This window comes from Streptomyces hygroscopicus subsp. hygroscopicus, assembly GCF_030269125.1.
Taxonomy (GTDB): Bacteria; Actinomycetota; Actinomycetes; order Streptomycetales; family Streptomycetaceae; genus Streptomyces; species Streptomyces hygroscopicus_C.
The window spans coordinates 705,964-722,658 of sequence record NZ_BSSM01000002.1 but is presented as its reverse complement, the minus strand read 5'-3'; the positions used below and the strand labels follow the sequence as shown (position 1 = coordinate 722,658).

The following is a 16,695-nucleotide window of genomic DNA, read 5'->3' as shown; positions in this document are numbered from 1 at the left end:
GTAGCGAGGGCCGGCCGGATCGGGGCAGCATCACGGCGTGACTCCGCTGCGACGCGCCGTTCTCACCGGCCTCACGCTCCTCGCCGCCCTGGCGGCCCCCCCGCCGGCCCACGCCGGGCCACTCGACCCCCCGCGGGGCTGCGCCTCTTCCCGGCCCTACACCTCGGGACGGGGCGGATACGCCGCCTACCGCATCCCCGCCCTGGTCCGCACCGGACGCGGCACCGTCCTGGCCTTCGCCGAGGGCCGGCGCGACGGCTCCGGCGACAGCGGCGACATCGACGTGGTGCTGCGCCGCTCCCTCGACGGCGGCTGCACCTGGGGCCCGCTCGCCGTGGTGGCCGCGGGCGAGGGGGACACCCGGGGCAACCCGGCGCCCGTGGTCGACCCGAGCACCGGCGCCATCGTCCTCGTCACCTGCGGAAACCCGGGCGACGTGACGGAGGACCAGATCATGCGCGGGCGGGTCACGGCCGAGCGGGGCCGCCGGGTGTACGTCCAGCGCAGCACCGACGACGGCCGCACCTTCACCGCGCCGCGGGACATCACGGCCGACGTGAAGCGCCCCGGCTGGCGCTGGTACGCCACCGGTCCCGGGCACGCCGTCGCCCTCACCCGGGGCCCCCGTGCCGGGCGCCTCCTCGTCCCCGCCGACCACTCCACCGCCCCGCCCGCGGGCTCGAAGGACACCGGCCGGGAGAGCCGCCACTACGGCGGCCACGCCCTCTACAGCGACGACGGCGGCCTCACCTGGCGCCTCGGCTTCACCGCCACCGGACCCGGCGGGGTCGTCGACGTCAACGAGACCACTGCCACCCAACTCCCCGACGGACGGGTCTACTTCAGCGCCCGCGACCAGTACGGCAGCGCCCCCGGCAATCGCCTCGACACCTACTCGTCCGACGGCGGCGCCGGCCTCGACCGCCCCTACGCCGCGCAGCCCACCCTCAAGGACGTCCCCGTGGTCCAGGGCAGCGTCCTCCAACTCCAGGGCGCACGCGCCCCGTTGCTGTTCTCCGCGCCCTCCGTGCCGACCGCCCGGCGCGACCTGGCCGTGTGGTCCAGCACCGACGCGGGCCGCACCTTCACCCGCCTGACCACCCTGAACGACGGCCCGGCCGCCTACTCCGACCTGGTCCAGCTCGGCACCGGCGCGGTCGGTGTCCTCTACGAGACGGGTTCCTACGACGGCCTGGAGTTCCGCCGGCTGACCGGCGTCGGCGCCCACTCGCCCGCGGGCTCGCCGTCCCGCCGCTGACCCCCCGGGGCGGCGGCCCGGAGCGAGGGCAGGGTCAGCTGCCACCAGTCGGTGAGCCGGTCGGTGACGGTGGCCGCGCCCTCCAGCGCCTCGGTGAGGGAGCACAGCCCGAAGAACGCGCGCACCAGGGTCCGGGCGGTGGGCGCGGGGCGCACATGCGCGGCCAGGTGGCCCGCGTGCCGGGCCTCGGCGAGCAGCCGGGTCGCCGCGGCGGTCCACAGCGCGAAGGGGTCGGGCAGGGGTGCGTCGATGGTGGCGCGCTCGGCCCACAGGCGTGCGCCCGCGCGCGTCAGCGGGTCCTCGGCGAGGGCGCGGGCGATGTCGTAGCTGAGGGCCACGAGCCGGTCGACCGGCGGGACCGCCGCGTCCGCGTAGCGCGCGGTGAGCTGGGGCCAGGTGGCGAAGCGGTCCCTGACGACGGCGAGGGCGATGCCCTCCTTGCTGGCGTAGTGGAAGTAGACGGCGCCGCTGGTCCGGCCGGACCGTGCGCTTATGTCGTTGACGCTGGTGCCCGCGTATCCCTGTTCGGCGAAGAGCTGGGCGGCCGCTTCCAGAAGTGATCTGCGGGTTGTCCTGGCCCGTTCCTGCAACGTTCCGCCTGCCCTCGTCCGGCATTTCCGACGGCTTGAATGTAGTGCGCCCGCGTACGCCGGGAGCAATCAGGAATCACACTCGCGCGGTAATCACGTATTTCCTTCGAGCGTGAACGCGGCTGGGTGGTATGGGAGTCGTTTGCACATCCCATACACCCGGATATCGCCGCAGTCCAGTCCCTCTATGGGGTTATTGCATGATTTCCCGACGGGAAAATATCGTAGTCGTCGCTATCTTTCCGTTTCCTGTGGATCGATCGGGAATGCCGCAATTCATCCACGCGTGCGCCGCACGCCGCCCCCCGTCCCTGCCACCCTAGGAGGTCACTGTGAACGCCAACCCCCGCCCGCTGCTCGACTGGTCGCCCCGAGCCGTCGTCTTCGACTGCGACGGCACGCTGATGGACAGCGAGCGCCACTGGCAGGAGGCCCGCAGCCGGGCCTTCCGGGAGTTCGGCCTCCAGGCGCCGCCCGGGTTCGCCGAGCAGGCCAAGGGCATGCACTACGAGGAGTGCGGCCGGCTGATGGCGGACTCGGTGCACAAACCCGAGCTGGCGGCCGGCCTGACGGGCGCGCTCCTCGACCACTTCCTGGAGCTGGTCACCGACGACCCGGTGACCATGCCGGGCGCCGTCCACCTCGTCCGGACGCTGTCCGGCCGGCTGCCCCTCGCGGTGGCCAGCAACTGCCCGATGGTCGTGGTGGAGGGCAGCCTGGAACGGGCCGGGCTGCGCACGCACTTCCAGCACATCGTCGTACCCGAGGCAGGCGACTCGGTACGTCCCAAGCCCTGGCCGGACGTGTACCTGCTGGCGGCGCGGCTGTGCGGGGTGCCCCCGCTCCAGGCGATGGCCGTCGAGGACTCCCTGACCGGGGTGGAGTCGGCCCACCGAGCCGGGCTGCGGGTGCTCGGGGTCGGTCCCCGCCCGGCCGGGGACGGCGCGGAACGGGCCGACCTGTGGCTGCCGACACTGCGTGAGCCCGAGCTGGTCAGCTGGGCCGAGACGCGCGTGGCCGGCGGGCCGGAGCCGGACTGACCCGGACCGCGCCAGGCGGTCGCGGGCCCGGGACCCGGGCGGCGGGCCGCTACAACAGCCCCGCCGACGCGAGGAACTTGGCGACCTTCTCCGTCTCCTCGCCGGACAGCGGCACCTGCGGCTCGGCCGTGACCGGGCAGGCGATCACGCCCCTCAGGTGCAGGGCCGCCTTGAAGGCGCCGAGCGCCGAGGAACTGCCGCCCATGCGCGCCGGATCGCCCACCCCCGTCAGCCCGAACAGCGCGCACAGCCGGTCCTGTTCGGCCCGCGCCCCCGTCCAGTCGCCCGCCCGGCACTGCCGGTAGAGCCGTACGTACCCGTGCGGATCGACATTGGCGAGCCCCGGCACCGCCCCGTCGGCGCCCAGCGCCAGCGCGGCGTCGGCGATCAGCTCGGAGCCGGTCAGCACGGCGAAGCCGGGATGGGCGCGGGCCCCGGTGACGATCTGCCGGAAGGCCGCCAGATCCCCGCTGGAGTCCTTGACCCCCGCCAGCACCCCGTCCCCGGCGAGCCCCAGAACCAGCTCGGGGGGCAGCTTGGTGTGCACGGCGACCGGGATGTCGTAGGCGATCACCGGCACCGGGCTCGTCGCCGCGATCCTGCGGTAGTGGTGGACGATCTCCGAGGGGTGGGTGCGGGCGTAGAACGGCGCGGTGACCACGACCGCCTCCGCGCCGGCCGCCGTGACCGCCCGCACGTGGTCCAGGACCCGCGGGGTCGTCATGTCGATCACCCCGGCCAGCACCGGCAGTTGCCCGCCCACGTGCCCGGCGACCGCCTCCACCACCCGCCGCCGCTGGGCGTCCGTGAGGAAGGCCGCCTCGGAGGTCGAGCCGAGTACGAACAGCCCGTGCACCCCCGCGCCCACGAGGTGGTCCACCAGCCGGAGCAGCGAGGGCACGTCGACCTCCCGCTCGGGCGTCAGGGGCGTGCACAGGGGCGGGACGACTCCGGTGAGCGGTGCGGGGAAGGTCATTCACGGCTCCTGCGGGCTGGGGGTCGACGGGTCCTCCTCCACAGGATGTGACAGCGGGAGCGGTGCGCCGGGTGCGACGCGGCCGGGAAGTCAGGCATCACCTGTGCGCGGACCTTGTCCGCCTTCCGGCGTCGGGTACGGAGGGGCGGCCGCCCGGCGGCCGGGTCGCGGACGGCACCGGACCGGCCGGCGGGATCGGGCCGACGGGGTGCGGCGGCCCGGGGGCGGCCCGAGCCGGTCCGGGGAGTCACGAGGAGGTCGCGTGGGTGGTGGAGAAGGCGGCCGTCCGGGTCGGGCCGTCCTCGCCGAACATGGTGTCCAGGCGGGCCGCGGACTCCGTGGCGGAGGCGGCGCCGCGGGCGGGGGAAGAGGGCCTGCTCGTAGGCGGTCAGGCGGCCTCGGTGTCGCCGGGCCGGGCGGCGACGGCTCGGGCGAGTTCCGCGCCGTCGAACATGGCCAGGTCGGCGCCCTCGCCGGCGAACGGGGGCATCACGTGGGCGGCGTCGCCCGGCAGGGTCACGCCCGGGACCCGGTCCCAGCGGTGGCCGATGGGGAGGGCGTGGACGCGCCGGGGTCACGTACAGCGAGGCCGGGCCGGGTGTCCAGCTCCTGCGCCGGACGGCGCATGGTGACCTTCTCCAGCCCCTCGGCGCGCATGAGCCGTACGGCGGCGTCCACGACGCCCTGCCGGGTCAGCGCGGGCTTCGCGGGCCGCTCCCGGCGGCTGACCGGCCTCTTCTCGCTGTCATGCCGCGATCGTAACGAGCACGTCGGCGACGCCGGCCGGCGAACGGGCGGCCCGCGCTGACGAGACTCCGGCCGGGCGGGACCGGGTGCCCGGTGCTCGGCCGGAGTCTCCGAGCGGCGGGTCAGACGGTCGCGGCCAGCCAGCCGATGGTCTCGGTGGTGTGCTTGCCGTCGCTCTTGGTGGCGCCGGCGTACACCTCGTTCAGGCGGATGAGGAAGCCCGTGTTGGTGACGTCGTGGATGCGGATGCCCGGCGTCTCCGGGCCGTTGAAGGTCTGCGTCAGCGGGAGGACGACCACGTCGGAACCGGGCGGGAACGGCGTGGGGAACGTGACCCGCGTGAAGGTCGAGGTGTTGCCGCCGCTCGTCTCGATCGGATTGTCGGACCTCAGGGCGATCTTGCCCGTCTGGATGAAGCTCATGGTCGATCCTCCGTGTGGGGGTGGGACTGCGCGGCCGTCCGCGACGGCCGACGGGAGGCTCGTCACGAAATCGCCCCCTTATGCCGGGGTCCCACCAACGAGCGATCACCTTTCGGACATCGCGGGCCCCGGCGGTGCCCGCCGTGCCGGACCGGCGGGGAAGGGCCGTCGGGCCCATGGGGGAGAATGGGGGCATGAGTCTGTTCCGCGACGACGGCATCGTGCTGCGCACCCAGAAACTGGGCGAGGCGGACCGGATCATCACCCTGCTCACCCGGGGACACGGCCGGGTGCGGGCCGTGGCGCGGGGCGTGCGGCGGACCAAGTCGAAGTTCGGAGCCCGGCTGGAGCCCTTCTCCCATGTGGACGTGCAGTTCTTCGCGCGCGGGAGCGAACTGGTCGGGCGGGGGCTGCCGCTGTGCACGCAGAGCGAGACGATCGCGCCGTACGGGGGTGGCATCGTGACCGACTACGCGCGCTACACCGCCGGCACGGCCATGCTGGAGACCGCCGAGCGGTTCACCGACCACGAGGGCGAGCCGGCCGTGCAGCAGTACCTGCTGCTGGTCGGCGGCCTGCGCACGCTGGCCCGGGGGGAGCACGCCCCGCACCTCGTGCTGGACGCCTTCCTGCTGCGCTCGCTCGCGGTCAACGGGTACGCGCCCAGCTTCGGTGACTGCGCGAAGTGCGGGATGCCCGGCCCCAACCGGTTCTTCTCCGTCGCCTCCGGCGGCTCCGTGTGCGCCGACTGCCGGGTGCCGGGCAGCGTCGTACCCTCCCCGGGGACCCTGGTACTGCTGGGCGCGCTGCTTACGGGAGACTGGGAGACGGCGGACGCCTGCGAGGCGCGGTACGTCCGGGAGGGCAGTGGGCTGGTCTCCGCCTATCTGCACTGGCATCTGGAGCGCGGGCTGCGGTCGCTGCGGTACGTGGAAAAGTCCTAGACGGACCTGGATAGTCGGCCTAGAGAGTCGTAGAGGGAGTCGAGCACATGGTGGTACGCGGGATCCTGGGGCGCCAGCGGCGCGAGTACACGGCGCCGGAGCCGCACCCCTCCGGGGCCCGGCCGCCGAAGCTCCCCGGTGAGCTGGTCCCGAACCACGTGGCGATCGTCATGGACGGCAATGGGCGGTGGGCCAAGGAGCGGGGGCTGCCGCGGACCGAGGGGCACAAGGTCGGCGCCGAGCAGGTGCTCGACGTGCTCCAGGGGGCGATCGAGATGGGCGTGCGCAACATCTCGCTGTACGCCTTCTCCACCGAGAACTGGAAGCGGTCGCCCGAGGAGGTGCGCTTCCTCATGAACTTCAACCGCGACTTCATCCGCAAGAGCCGGGACCAGCTGGACGCGCTGGGCGTGCGGGTGCGCTGGGCCGGGCGGATGCCCAGGCTGTGGAAGTCGGTCGCCAAGGAACTCCAGGTCGCGCAGGAGCAGACCAAGGACAACGACCTGCTCACGCTGTACTTCTGCATGAACTACGGCGGCCGGGCCGAACTCGCGGACGCGGCCAAGGCGTTGGCGGAGGACGTACGGGCCGGCCGGCTGGACCCGGCGAAGGTGTCCGAGAAGACGATCCAGAAGTACCTGTACTACCCGGACATGCCGGACGTCGACATGTTCCTGCGGCCCAGCGGGGAGCAGCGGACGTCCAACTACCTTCTCTGGCAGAGCGCTTACGCCGAACTGGTCTTCCAGGACGTGCTGTGGCCGGACTTCGACCGGCGGGACCTGTGGCGGGCGTGCGTCGAGTTCGCCTCCCGCGACCGCCGCTTCGGCGGCGCGATCCCGAACGAGGAACTGCTGGCGATGGAGGGCGACGGCTCGTCCTGAGCCGCGGCTCGGCGATCAGCCGCTCGCGCAGTCCGCACACGTACCGAAGATCTCCACGGTGTGCGCCACGTTGACGTAGCCGTGCTCCGCCGCGATCGCCTCCGCCCACTTCTCCACCGCCGGGCCCTCCACCTCGACCGCCTTGCCGCAGGTGCGGCAGACGAGGTGGTGGTGGTGCTCGCCGGTGGAGCAGCGGCGGTAGACGGACTCGCCGTCGGAGGTGCGCAGGACGTCGACCTCGCCGGCGTCGGCGAGGGACTGGAGCGTGCGGTAGACGGTGGTGAGGCCGACCGAGTCGCCCTTGTGCTTGAGCATGTCGTGGAGTTCCTGCGCGCTGCGGAACTCGTCGACCTCGTCCAGCGCCGCCGCCACTGCTGCCCGTTGCCGGGTCGCGCGGCCCTTCACGGGCGGTCCAGCGGTCGTCACTGTTGCCTCCTCACGTCTCACCCCTGACCCGGGCCATTGTGCCAGCCCGGTCCGCCCGGGGTCAGGCGTTGATCTCCTCCGCCGTGCCGCGCGCGACGGGGATCACGCATTGCGCGGGGTCCCCGCCGGGCTCCGCCGCCGTCGCCGCGCGGGCGCGTCGGCGGGCCAGCGGAGCGGCCAGCACGGTCAGCGCGGCGAACGCGGCGATGGTGAGCAGGACGATCGTCGCGCCGGGCGGAACGTCCTGGTAGAACGACGTGATCGTGCCGCTCACCGTCACGGTCACCCCGATCGCCACCGCGATCGCGAACGTCGCGGCGAAGCTGCGGGCGAGTTGCTGCGCCGCCGCCACCGGCACCACCATCAGCGCGGAGACCAGCAGCAGCCCGACGACGCGCATGGCGACCGTCACCGTCACCGCCGCCGTGACCGCCGTCAGCAGGTTGAGCGCGCGCACCGGCAGGCCCAGGACCCGTGCGAACTCCTCGTCCTGGTTCACCGCGAACATCTGGCGGCGCAGGACGAGGGTGACCAGCACCACGAACGCGGCCAGCAGGCAGATCGCCAGGACGTCGGACTGCGAGACCGTGGAGAGGGAGCCGAAGAGGTACGTCATCAGGTTGGCGTTGGAGCCCGTCGGGGCGATGTTGATGAACATCACGCCGCCCGCCATGCCGCCGTAGAACAGCATGGCCAGCGCGATGTCGCCGCGTGTGCGGCCGTACCAGCGGATCAGCTCCATCAGCAGGGCGCCGAGGACGGAGACCGCCGTCGCCATCCAGACCGGGGACGTGGACAGCAGGAAGCCGAGGCCGACGCCGGTCATGGCGACGTGGCCGATGCCGTCGCCCATCAGGGCCTGGCGGCGCTGGACGAGGTAGATGCCGATGGCGGGGGCGGTGACGCCGACCAGGACGGCGGCGAGCAGGGCCCGCTGCATGAAGGCGTAGTTCAGGAAGTCCATCAGCTCAGCAGTCCCGTGCGGATCGGTTCGGGGGCGTGGGGGTGCACGTGGTCGTGGCCGGGCCGGGGATCGTGCCGGCCGACGGCGCTCGGCGGTGGGCCGTCGTGCAGGACGCGGCCGTCGCGCAGGACGACCGCCCGGTCGATCAGCGGTTCCAGGGGGCCCAGTTCGTGCAGCACGAGGAGGACCGTCGTACCCGCCTTCACCTGGTCCTTCAGCGTCCGCGCCAGGACCTCCTGGCTGGCCAGGTCGACGCCGGCCATCGGCTCGTCCATGATCAGCAGCTCGGGCCGGGCGACGAGCGCGCGGGCGATCAGGACGCGCTGGTGCTGTCCGCCGGACAGGGCGGTCACCGCGTCCTTGGCGCGGTCCGCCATGCCGACCTGCTCCAGTGCGTGCCGCACGGCGTCCCGGTCGTCCCTGCGGAAGAGGCCGAAGCGGGTGCGGGCGATGCGGCCGGACGAGACGATCTCGGCGACCGTGGCCGGGACGCCGCCCGCGGCCGTGGTGCGCTGCGGCACGTAGCCCACGCGGGCCCAGTCGCGGAAGGCGCGCCGGGGCGTGCCGAACAGTTCGACGGTGCCGTCGGTGACCGGGACCTGGCCGATGAGGGCCCGGATCGCCGTGGACTTGCCGGAGCCGTTGGCGCCCAGCAGGGCGACGACCTCGCCGCGGCGGACCGTGAGGTCGATGCCGCGCAGGACGGGGCGGGCGCCGAGGTCGGCCCGCACCCCGCGCAGGGATATGACAGGTTCGGTGGTTTCCATGGGATCTCCCGTCACTCGGCGCCCAGCGCCTGCTGGAGGGCCTTGAGGTTGGCGTTCTGGACGGAGAAGTAGTCCGTGCCGCGGGACTTGGCCGTGATGCCTTCGAGCGGGTCGAGGACGTCGGTCCGCAGGTTCGCGTCGTGCGCGATGGTCTTCGCGGTCTTGTCGCTGACGAGCGTCTCGTAGAAGACGGTGGAGACGTGGTCGGCCTTCGCCATCCGCTCCAGGTCCCGCACCCGCGCGGCGCTCGGCTCGGAGTCGGGGTCGAGGCCGTTGACCGCCTCCTCGGTGAGGCCGTAGCGCTCGGCGAGGTAGCCGAACGCGGCGTGCGTGGTGATGAAGACCTTGGACCGGGTGTGCGCGAGTCCGGCGCGGAACCGCTGGTCCAGGTCCTTCAGCTGCTTGACCAGGGCGGCGGTGTTCTTCTCGTAGTCGGCCGCGTGCCGGGGGTCCGCCTTCTCGAGGGCCTTGCCGACCCCTTGGGCGACCTGGGCGTAGCGCACGGGGTCGAGCCAGAGGTGCGGGTCCCGGCCCGCGGACTCCTCGCCGGGCCGGGTGTCGTGTGCGGCCGCGTGCCCGCCGACCTCGTTGCCGTGCGCCTCCAGGGTGGTCAGGGCGGCGGCGTCGATCTTCGTCCTCACCGAGGACTGGGCGACCGCGTCGTCGACGGAGGGCTGGAGGTTCCTGAGGTAGAGGACGGCGTCGGCGTCGTCGATCGCGGCGATCTGCCGGGGGCTGATCTCCAGGTCGTGCGGCTCCTGGCCGGGTGTGGTGAGACTGGTGACGTGGACGTGGGCGCCGCCGATCCGCTCGGCGAGGAAGGACATCGGATAGAAGGACGCGATGACGTCGAGCCTGCCGTCGCCGGCCGCCGCCGCGTCGTTCCCGGAGCAGCCGGAGAGGGTGCCGACGCCGAGCGCGGCGACGGCCGTGAGGGCGGCGACGGGTATGAGGCGTCCACGTATGTTCATGACAGTCATTTTCAACAAAAATGGAAACCGTTGTCAACAAGCCCTCCCGTGGGTCCCGGGACGGGGGCCGATTTGGTCGTGGGGGAGCCTGCGCCGGTAACCTGAATCATTCGCTGGAAGCATCTCGCTTCAACGCCCGTCGTCGTAATGAAGAGAGCACCGTGGCCGCCGACAAGATCGACACCATCGTCAGCCTGAGCAAGCGCCGTGGCTTCGTTTTCCCGTGCAGTGAGATCTACGGCGGTCAGCGTGCCGCCTGGGACTACGGACCGCTGGGTGTCGAGCTCAAGGAGAACATCAAGCGTCAGTGGTGGCGCTACATGGTGACGTCGCGCGAGGACGTGGTCGGTATCGACTCGTCCGTCATCCTGGCCCCCGAGGTCTGGGTCGCGTCCGGCCACGTCGCCACCTTCACGGACCCGCTGACCGAGTGCACCGCGTGTCACAAGCGGTTCCGTGCCGACCACCTCGAAGAGGCCTACGAGGAGAAGAAGGGCCACGCCCCGGCGAACGGCCTGGCCGACATCAACTGCCCGAACTGCGGCAACAAGGGCCAGTTCACCGAGCCCAAGCAGTTCTCCGGTCTGCTGTCGACGCACCTCGGCCCGACCCAGGACTCCGGCTCGGTCGCCTACCTGCGCCCCGAGACCGCCCAGGGCATCTTCACCAACTTCGCCCAGGTGCAGACCACCTCCCGCCGCAAGCCGCCGTTCGGCATCGCCCAGATGGGCAAGTCGTTCCGCAACGAGATCACGCCCGGCAACTTCATCTTCCGCACCCGCGAGTTCGAGCAGATGGAGATGGAGTTCTTCGTCAAGCCGGGCGAGGACGAGAAGTGGCAGGAGTACTGGATGGAGCAGCGCTGGAACTGGTACACGGGCCTCGGCCTGCGTACCGAGAACATGCGCTGGTACGAGCACCCGAAGGAGAAGCTCTCCCACTACTCGAAGCGGACCGCGGACATCGAGTACCGCTTCCAGTTCGGCGGCAGCGAGTGGGGCGAGCTGGAGGGTGTCGCCAACCGTACGGACTACGACCTCGGCGCCCACGCCAAGGCCTCCGGCCAGGACCTCTCCTACTTCGACCAGGAGGCCGGCGAGCGCTGGACGCCGTACGTCATCGAGCCCGCGGCCGGTGTCGGCCGCACCATGCTGGCCTTCCTGCTCGACGCGTACGTCGAGGACGAGGCGCCGAACGCCAAGGGCAAGATGGAGAAGCGCACCGTGCTGCGCCTCGACCACCGTCTCGCCCCGGTGAAGGTGGCCGTGCTGCCGCTGTCCCGCAACCCGGAGCTGTCGCCGAAGGCCAAGGGCCTCGCGCAGGCGCTGCGGCAGAACTGGAACATCGACTTCGACGACGCCGGCGCCATCGGCCGCCGCTACCGCCGTCAGGACGAGATCGGTACGCCGTTCTGCGTGACCGTCGACTTCGACACCCTCGAGGACAACGCGGTGACGGTGCGTGAGCGCGACACGATGAAGCAGGAGCGCGTGTCCCTCGACCAGATCGAGGGCTACCTGGCGCAGCGCCTCATCGGCGCGTAAGCGCTCCACCGGCAGCGCCGCGGACGGTCCGTCGCCCGTCCGCGGCGGTCAGATCGTCGCGAAGCCGGGCGGGCCGATCGACTCGGCCCGCCCGGCTCCCGTATGTCCCGCGCGTGTCAACGTCCTCGCGGCGCCTCGGCGTTGTCGCTGAACGCCCAGCCCTTCGAGTCGTCCCAGCTCGATGGCCCGGCCCAACGAGGAAGCGGCCGGGTCGGGCGCCTTCACGGTGCCCGACCCGGCCGCCGCGGCCCGAGCCGTCCTCCAGGCCACCGGCCGTCTCCGCGATCCCTGTCATGCCAGGGAGTGGACCGGTCCGGCGTCGGCGAGGAGTCCACGGCCGTCATGGACCTGCCGCCGCGGGGTCTTCGCTGACGTCTGCCGAGGTCAGCTGACCTTCACGGTGAGCGGCGAGGACATGATCCTGCCGTCCTTCGTCGCCACGCGCACCGTCTCGGTGCCCTTGGCGGTGAACGCCCGGCGGATGGTGAAGGTGCCGTTGCGGTTGACGGTCGTCATGGACCGCAGGGTGGTCCACTTGCCCTTCGTCCGGTGCTGGAGCACCAGCGTGGCGCCGGACTTGATGCCCTTGACGCGTCCGGCGAAGGCCACGGTCTCACCGTGCCGGACGGTCTTGTGGGCGGTCGAGACCGTGATGGAGCCCATCGCGGTCGCCGTGCGCGTCGGCATCGGTTTCCCGGTCGCCATGTGGGTGGGCATCGGCTTCTTGGTCGGCATGCCCGCGCTCATGGTCGCCTTGGGGCTGGGGGTGCTGGTCGCGGCGAAGGCTCCGGCCGTACCGCCGGAGAGCAGCGCCACGGTCATCGCACCGGCGCCCAGCGCACGGCCGTAGCGGTGGTGGCGGAGTACGGAGGTCATGGTTGTCTCCTGTCGCTCGATCGTTCGATCGTTCGCTCGATCGGACGTCTCCCAGGCTGACCCGACTTCGCTCCGTCGGCCACTCGAAACGGTGGGTAATCGAGTAAGTGGATCTATGAATGCCCAGGTCAGAAGCGATTTAGGACGGATTCCAGGCTCCCTTCCGCGAGCCCTGCCGAAGCGGTGGGGGCCCCTGCGCCCGTCCGCCGAACGGCCGCACCCGGCCACAGTCCCGCCACCCGCGCCGGCGCCGCGGGCACCCGCTCACCCCACCCGCCGCGGCAGCCGCAGCCCCAGCAGCCCCGTCAGGACGATCCCCGCCACCTGCGTGAGGAGCGTGACCACCAGCGCCTCCCGCATCCCCACGTGCGGCACCAGCGTCAGGTAGAGCGTCCCGAGCGTCGCCACCCCCGAGCGCGAGTCCCGACTGCTGCGTGGTCACCAGCATCCCGCCGCCGACGCCGGCGCGGGCGCTCGGCACCTCGGACAGCACCAGCCGCATCAAATCGGGCAGTTGGAGCGCCTGACCGGACCCGGCCGCCGCCACCCCCGGCAGCAGCGCGAGGAGACCCGGATGCGGCCAGTCCCGCCAGACCGCCAGCGCGATCAGCAGCACGCCGACGCCCTGCACCCCCGACCCGGCCGGGACCACCCGGGTGCCGAACCGTCCGATCAGCCGCGGTCCCACGAGCGAGACGAAGAGGAACACCAACGCCATCGGCGCGAGCGCGAGCCCCGTCGGCACCGGGCCCGGGTGCGCCCCCTGCTGGAGCGCCAGCGCGATCACGAACATGAACCCGCTGACGCCGACCGAGAACGGCACGATCAGCACCAGCCCGCGCCGCGGCGACACGAGCCCGAGCAGGCTCGGCGGCACCCGGGGCGTGCGCCCCGCCCGGTCCGCCCGCAGCTCCACCAGCCAAACGCGCCCGCCGCGAACGGGAACGCGGCCAGCGACAGCCACGTCCACAGCGGCCGGCCCGCCGCCCGGCCCTCGGTGAGCGGCGCGAGCGGCGTCAGCAGCGACACCGCGAGCAGCGCGGTGCCGGGGCCGTCCACGGGCTCCGGGTGCTGGGAACGGGTCTCCGGCACCAGTCGTACGGCGAGGACCAGGCCCAGCACCACCACGGGCACGTTGACGAGGAACACCGCCCGCCGGCCGCTCCCCGCGATGTCGGCGGCGACCGGCCGGCGCAGGGGAGTTGATCAGTCCCCCGCGGACTGGTGCGCTTTGGGTAAAACATTCGAGACCCACAACTCGACAGGGTTGTCCTGTGCATGACTCGCTCGATGGGATGCGTGAGACCACTTCGGTCGACACCAGACCTCTCAGGGGATTTCATGCGCATATCCCGTACCGGGCGAGGCGTCGCTGCCGCCACGACCGGCGCCGCCGCCCTCGTCGCCGCCGCGCTGGCGACCGCCGCCCCCGCGGGCGTCACCGCCGCCGCGGCCCCCGCCGCCGTGCCGCACACCTTCGCGGCTCCGGCCATCGCCGGGCACACCCTCGCCCACGACGTGGACAGCCCGCTCTCCATCGCCCAGTGCCAGGCCAAGTGGCACATCAACTGCTACACGCCGTTGCAGTACCGCACCGCGTACCGCCTCGGCGCGCTGTACCGCGAGGGCATCACGGGCAAGGGGCGCACGATCGTCATCGTCGACTCGTTCGGCTCCCCGACGATCCAGCACGACCTCGACGTGTACAGCAAGCAGTTCGGCATGGCGAGCACCAAGGTCTCGGTCGTCAAGTGGGGCAAGGTGCCCCCCTTCGACCCGAAGAACCCCGACATGACGGGCTGGGCCGGCGAGTCCACCCTGGACGTCGAGATGGCCCACGCGGCCGCGCCGGGTGCCAAGATCGTGCTCGTCGAGACGGGGGTGGCCGAGACCGAGGGCGTCACCGGTCTGCCGGAGATGATGAGCGCCGAGAAGTCCCTGATCGACCACGGGGTCGGCGACGTCATCACGCAGAGCTTCGACGCGACCGAGAACACCTTCCCGGGCTTCGACAAGGGCGACTTCTCCAGCATCCGGAACCTGCGCTACGCGTTCGAGGACGCGGCCCGCAAGGGCGTGACCGTCCTCGGTTCCTCCGGCGACGACGGCCCGACCAACAGCACGCTGGACGGCTCGGGCGACTACCCGATGCGGGTCAACTCCTGGCCCTCCTCGGACCCGTTGGTCACCTCCGTCGGCGGCACCCAGCTGCACCTGGACGACCACGGCGACCGGGTCAGCCCCGACAGCGTCTACAACGACTACGGGGCGGGCGGCGGCGGCGAGTCCCACGTGTTCTCCCGGCCCGCCTTCCAGAACGGCGTCAAGAAGATCGTCGGCACTCACCGCGGCACCCCGGACATCTCGATGTCCGCCGCCGTCAACGGCGGTGCCTGGGTGTACTCCAGCTACGACCCGACCGCCGTCGGCTGGAACGTCTACGGCGGCACCAGCGAGTCCAGCCCGCTCTTCGCGGGCGTCGTCGCCCTCGCCGACCAGGTCGCCGGGCACCGCCTCGGCAACATCAACGCCGCGCTCTACAGCCTCGCCAAGCACAGGGGCACCGGCGTCGTGGACGTCAACGACGGCACGGACAACAGCTACGGCGGCGTCACCGGCTACAAGGCCGTCGACGGCTACGACATGGCCACCGGCGTCGGCACACCGGACGCGCCGAGCTTCGTCAAGGCGCTGGCCAAGGCCGCCCGCCGCTGAGGCTCCCCACCGAGAAGGAGCCGGCCCCGGTGTCCTGCCGGGGCCGGCTCCTTCCTCGTCCGTGGGGGTCAGCCGCGGCCGGCGGCGCCCACCGCCTGCCGTATCTCCGCGGTCTCCAGCCGCTCCGCCGCACGCTCGGCCGTACGACGGGCCCACAGGCCGCTGGTGAGCAGGCCCAGGGCGAGCACGGCGAGACCGCAGACGGTGAGGATCCACCAGCCGGGGCGGGCGGCGGAGACGAAGGCGGCGCGGTACGACGACGCGCCGATGCCGGAGGCGAGGACCGCGCCGATCACCGCGACGCCGAGGGTCTGGCCCAGTTGACGGCTGGTGGAGGCGACGGCGGCGGCGACGCCGGCCTGGGCGCGGGGCATGCCGGAGACGGCCGTGTTGGTGATCGGCGCGTTGACGAAGCCGAAGCCGATGCCGAACAGGACGTATCCGATGAACAGGGTGACGTTCGAGGTCTCCGCCTCGAAGAGCGCGAACATGAGGCCGCTGACCGTCATCGCCGTACCGGCGATCAGCAGCGGCAGGCGGGGGCCGCGGGTGCCGACCAGGCGGCCGGACAGGGGCGCGCACAGGAACGTCGGCGTGGCCATGGGGAGCATCCACAGACCCGCGTGCAGGGCGTCGAGGCCGCGCACGTTCTGGAGGTACAGCGTCGACATGAACAGGAAGCCACCGAGCGCGGCGAAGGCGCTGATCGCGATCACGGTCGCCCCGCTGAACGGCGCGGAGCGGAAGAAGCGCAGGTCGATGAGGGGCTCATCGCGCCGGGGCTCGTACCAGAGCAGCGCGAGCAGGGCGGCGAGGGCGATCACGAAGTACGGCGTGACCGAGGCGGGGCCCGCGTCCGGGGCCTGGATGATCCCGTACGTCAGCGCGCCGAACAGGGCGATCACCAGCACCTGGCCCACCGGGTCGGGGCGGCGGCCCTTGGGGGCGCGGGACTCCGGGACGAAGCGCAGGGTGAGCAGCAGGGCGGCGAGGCCGATCGGGAGGTTGATCCAGAAGATCGCGCGCCAGCTCACGGACTGCACCAACAGGCCGCCGACCAGCGGGCCGAGTGCCATGGATATGCCGACCACCGCGCCCCACGCGCCGATCGCGCGGGCGCGTTCGCGGGCGTCGGTGAAGGTGTTGGTGATGATCGACATGGCGACCGGGTTGAGCATCGAGCCACCGATGGCCTGGACCATGCGGAAGACGACGAGCAGGCTCAGGTCGGGCGCGAGCGAACACAGCACCGAGCCGGCCGTGAACACCGCGAGGCCGGCCATGAAGACGCGCTTGCGGCCGATCCGGTCGGCCGTCGAACCCGCCAGCATCAGCAGCGAGGCCAGGACGAGGGTGTAGGCGTCGATGGTCCACTGCAGACCGGAGGTGGTGGCGTGCAGGTCGCGCTGCATCGAGGGCAACGCCACGTTCAGCACGGTGTTGTCGAGGCTCACGATCAGCAGGCTCATGCAGCAGATCGCCAGCACGAGCAGGCGTCCGCGGTGACTCAGCTCTGGCATGCGCGTCATCGTACGCGGAATTCGATAGTGCGTCTAACTAATGACTATTAC

At 72.0% G+C, this 16,695-nt stretch carries 15 protein-coding genes and 4 pseudogenes; 7 read left to right on the top strand and 12 right to left on the bottom strand.

From position 1 onward, the window contains the following. The first annotated feature begins 37 nt into the window (after positions 1 to 37). Complete coding sequence (locus tag QSK45_RS07740) at positions 38 to 1,258, top strand: sialidase family protein (RefSeq protein WP_490993511.1); 1,221 nt, start codon at positions 38 to 40, stop codon at positions 1,256 to 1,258. On the opposite strand, the gene QSK45_RS07735 is transcribed toward QSK45_RS07740, so the two are convergent. Then, entirely contained in the window at positions 1,183 to 1,848 is a 666-nt protein-coding gene (locus tag QSK45_RS07735) for a ScbR family autoregulator-binding transcription factor (RefSeq protein ID WP_285554522.1), read from the bottom strand. The two genes, QSK45_RS07740 and QSK45_RS07735, sit on opposite strands and share 76 nt — an antisense overlap. Before the next feature lie 332 nt (positions 1,849 to 2,180). On the opposite strand from QSK45_RS07735, the gene QSK45_RS07730 reads away from it, so the two are divergent. Continuing rightward, positions 2,181 to 2,888 (top strand): HAD family hydrolase, encoded by a 708-nt coding sequence (locus QSK45_RS07730; protein WP_285554520.1) that lies wholly within the window; start codon positions 2,181 to 2,183, stop codon positions 2,886 to 2,888. Positions 2,889 to 2,937: 49 nt separating this feature from the next. Here QSK45_RS07730 and QSK45_RS07725 read toward each other — a convergent pair whose 3' ends face one another. From QSK45_RS07725 to QSK45_RS07710, 4 genes and pseudogenes are all read right to left on the bottom strand, one after another. Then, a complete protein-coding gene (locus tag QSK45_RS07725) occupies positions 2,938 to 3,864 on the bottom strand; it encodes a dihydrodipicolinate synthase family protein (protein ID WP_285554517.1) in 927 nt (308 codons plus the stop codon). Positions 3,865 to 4,111: 247 nt separating this feature from the next. Next, positions 4,112 to 4,438 (bottom strand): annotated as a pseudogene (locus QSK45_RS07720) (FAD-dependent oxidoreductase); the annotation flags it as partial. Then, positions 4,430 to 4,596 (bottom strand): annotated as a pseudogene (locus QSK45_RS07715) (TetR family transcriptional regulator); the annotation flags it as partial. The pseudogenes QSK45_RS07720 and QSK45_RS07715, both read right to left, overlap by 9 nt. A gap of 137 nt (positions 4,597 to 4,733) precedes the next feature. Beyond that, complete coding sequence (locus tag QSK45_RS07710; RefSeq protein WP_285554515.1) at positions 4,734 to 5,033, bottom strand: hypothetical protein; 300 nt, start codon at positions 5,031 to 5,033, stop codon at positions 4,734 to 4,736. A gap of 194 nt (positions 5,034 to 5,227) precedes the next feature. Between QSK45_RS07710 and recO the strand changes: the two genes are divergently transcribed. Both recO and QSK45_RS07700 read left to right on the top strand, forming a co-directional pair. Continuing rightward, the gene (recO, locus tag QSK45_RS07705) at positions 5,228 to 5,977 is read left to right on the top strand and encodes a DNA repair protein RecO (protein WP_285554513.1); all 750 of its coding nucleotides are present in this window, start codon (positions 5,228 to 5,230) and stop codon (positions 5,975 to 5,977) included. A gap of 47 nt (positions 5,978 to 6,024) precedes the next feature. Then, positions 6,025 to 6,861, top strand: coding sequence for an isoprenyl transferase (locus QSK45_RS07700; protein WP_285554511.1), 837 nt, complete (start codon positions 6,025 to 6,027; stop codon positions 6,859 to 6,861). A gap of 15 nt (positions 6,862 to 6,876) precedes the next feature. On the opposite strand, the gene QSK45_RS07695 is transcribed toward QSK45_RS07700, so the two are convergent. From QSK45_RS07695 to QSK45_RS07680, 4 genes are all read right to left on the bottom strand, one after another. Then, positions 6,877 to 7,287 carry a Fur family transcriptional regulator gene (locus QSK45_RS07695; protein WP_285554509.1) on the bottom strand — a complete coding sequence of 137 codons (411 nt, stop codon included), beginning with the start codon at positions 7,285 to 7,287 and terminating at the stop codon, positions 6,877 to 6,879. 61 nt (positions 7,288 to 7,348) lie between these two features. Further along, entirely contained in the window at positions 7,349 to 8,251 is a 903-nt protein-coding gene (locus QSK45_RS07690; RefSeq protein WP_285554507.1) for a metal ABC transporter permease, read from the bottom strand. Beyond that, positions 8,251 to 9,018: a metal ABC transporter ATP-binding protein gene (locus QSK45_RS07685; protein ID WP_285554506.1), complete on the bottom strand. Its 768-nt coding sequence runs from the start codon at positions 9,016 to 9,018 to the stop codon at positions 8,251 to 8,253. The genes QSK45_RS07690 and QSK45_RS07685 overlap by 1 nt, the downstream gene beginning before the upstream one ends. Positions 9,019 to 9,029: 11 nt before the next feature. Beyond that, entirely contained in the window at positions 9,030 to 9,989 is a 960-nt protein-coding gene (locus QSK45_RS07680; RefSeq protein WP_285554504.1) for a metal ABC transporter substrate-binding protein, read from the bottom strand. A gap of 161 nt (positions 9,990 to 10,150) precedes the next feature. Between QSK45_RS07680 and QSK45_RS07675 the strand changes: the two genes are divergently transcribed. Continuing rightward, on the top strand, positions 10,151 to 11,533 hold the full coding sequence (locus QSK45_RS07675) for a glycine--tRNA ligase (protein WP_285554503.1): 1,383 nt from the start codon (positions 10,151 to 10,153) through the stop codon (positions 11,531 to 11,533). Positions 11,534 to 11,714: 181 nt separating this feature from the next. Continuing rightward, positions 11,715 to 11,801: pseudogene (locus tag QSK45_RS07670) on the top strand (hypothetical protein); the annotation flags it as partial. A 116-nt stretch (positions 11,802 to 11,917) separates the two neighbouring features. Here QSK45_RS07670 and QSK45_RS07665 read toward each other — a convergent pair. Together QSK45_RS07665 and QSK45_RS07660 are read right to left on the bottom strand one after the other, a co-directional pair. Continuing rightward, on the bottom strand, positions 11,918 to 12,409 hold the full coding sequence (locus QSK45_RS07665) for a hypothetical protein (protein ID WP_285554678.1): 492 nt from the start codon (positions 12,407 to 12,409) through the stop codon (positions 11,918 to 11,920). Between the two features lie 264 nt (positions 12,410 to 12,673). Further along, positions 12,674 to 13,594, bottom strand: a pseudogene (locus tag QSK45_RS07660) (MFS transporter); the annotation flags it as partial. Between the two features lie 156 nt (positions 13,595 to 13,750). Between QSK45_RS07660 and QSK45_RS07655 the strand changes: the two are divergent. Next, complete coding sequence (locus tag QSK45_RS07655; protein WP_285554502.1) at positions 13,751 to 15,124, top strand: S53 family peptidase; 1,374 nt, start codon at positions 13,751 to 13,753, stop codon at positions 15,122 to 15,124. Between the two features lie 68 nt (positions 15,125 to 15,192). On the opposite strand, the gene QSK45_RS07650 is transcribed toward QSK45_RS07655, so the two are convergent. Next, on the bottom strand, positions 15,193 to 16,644 hold the full coding sequence (locus tag QSK45_RS07650) for an MFS transporter (RefSeq protein WP_285554500.1): 1,452 nt from the start codon (positions 16,642 to 16,644) through the stop codon (positions 15,193 to 15,195). Positions 16,645 to 16,695 lie beyond the last annotated feature (51 nt).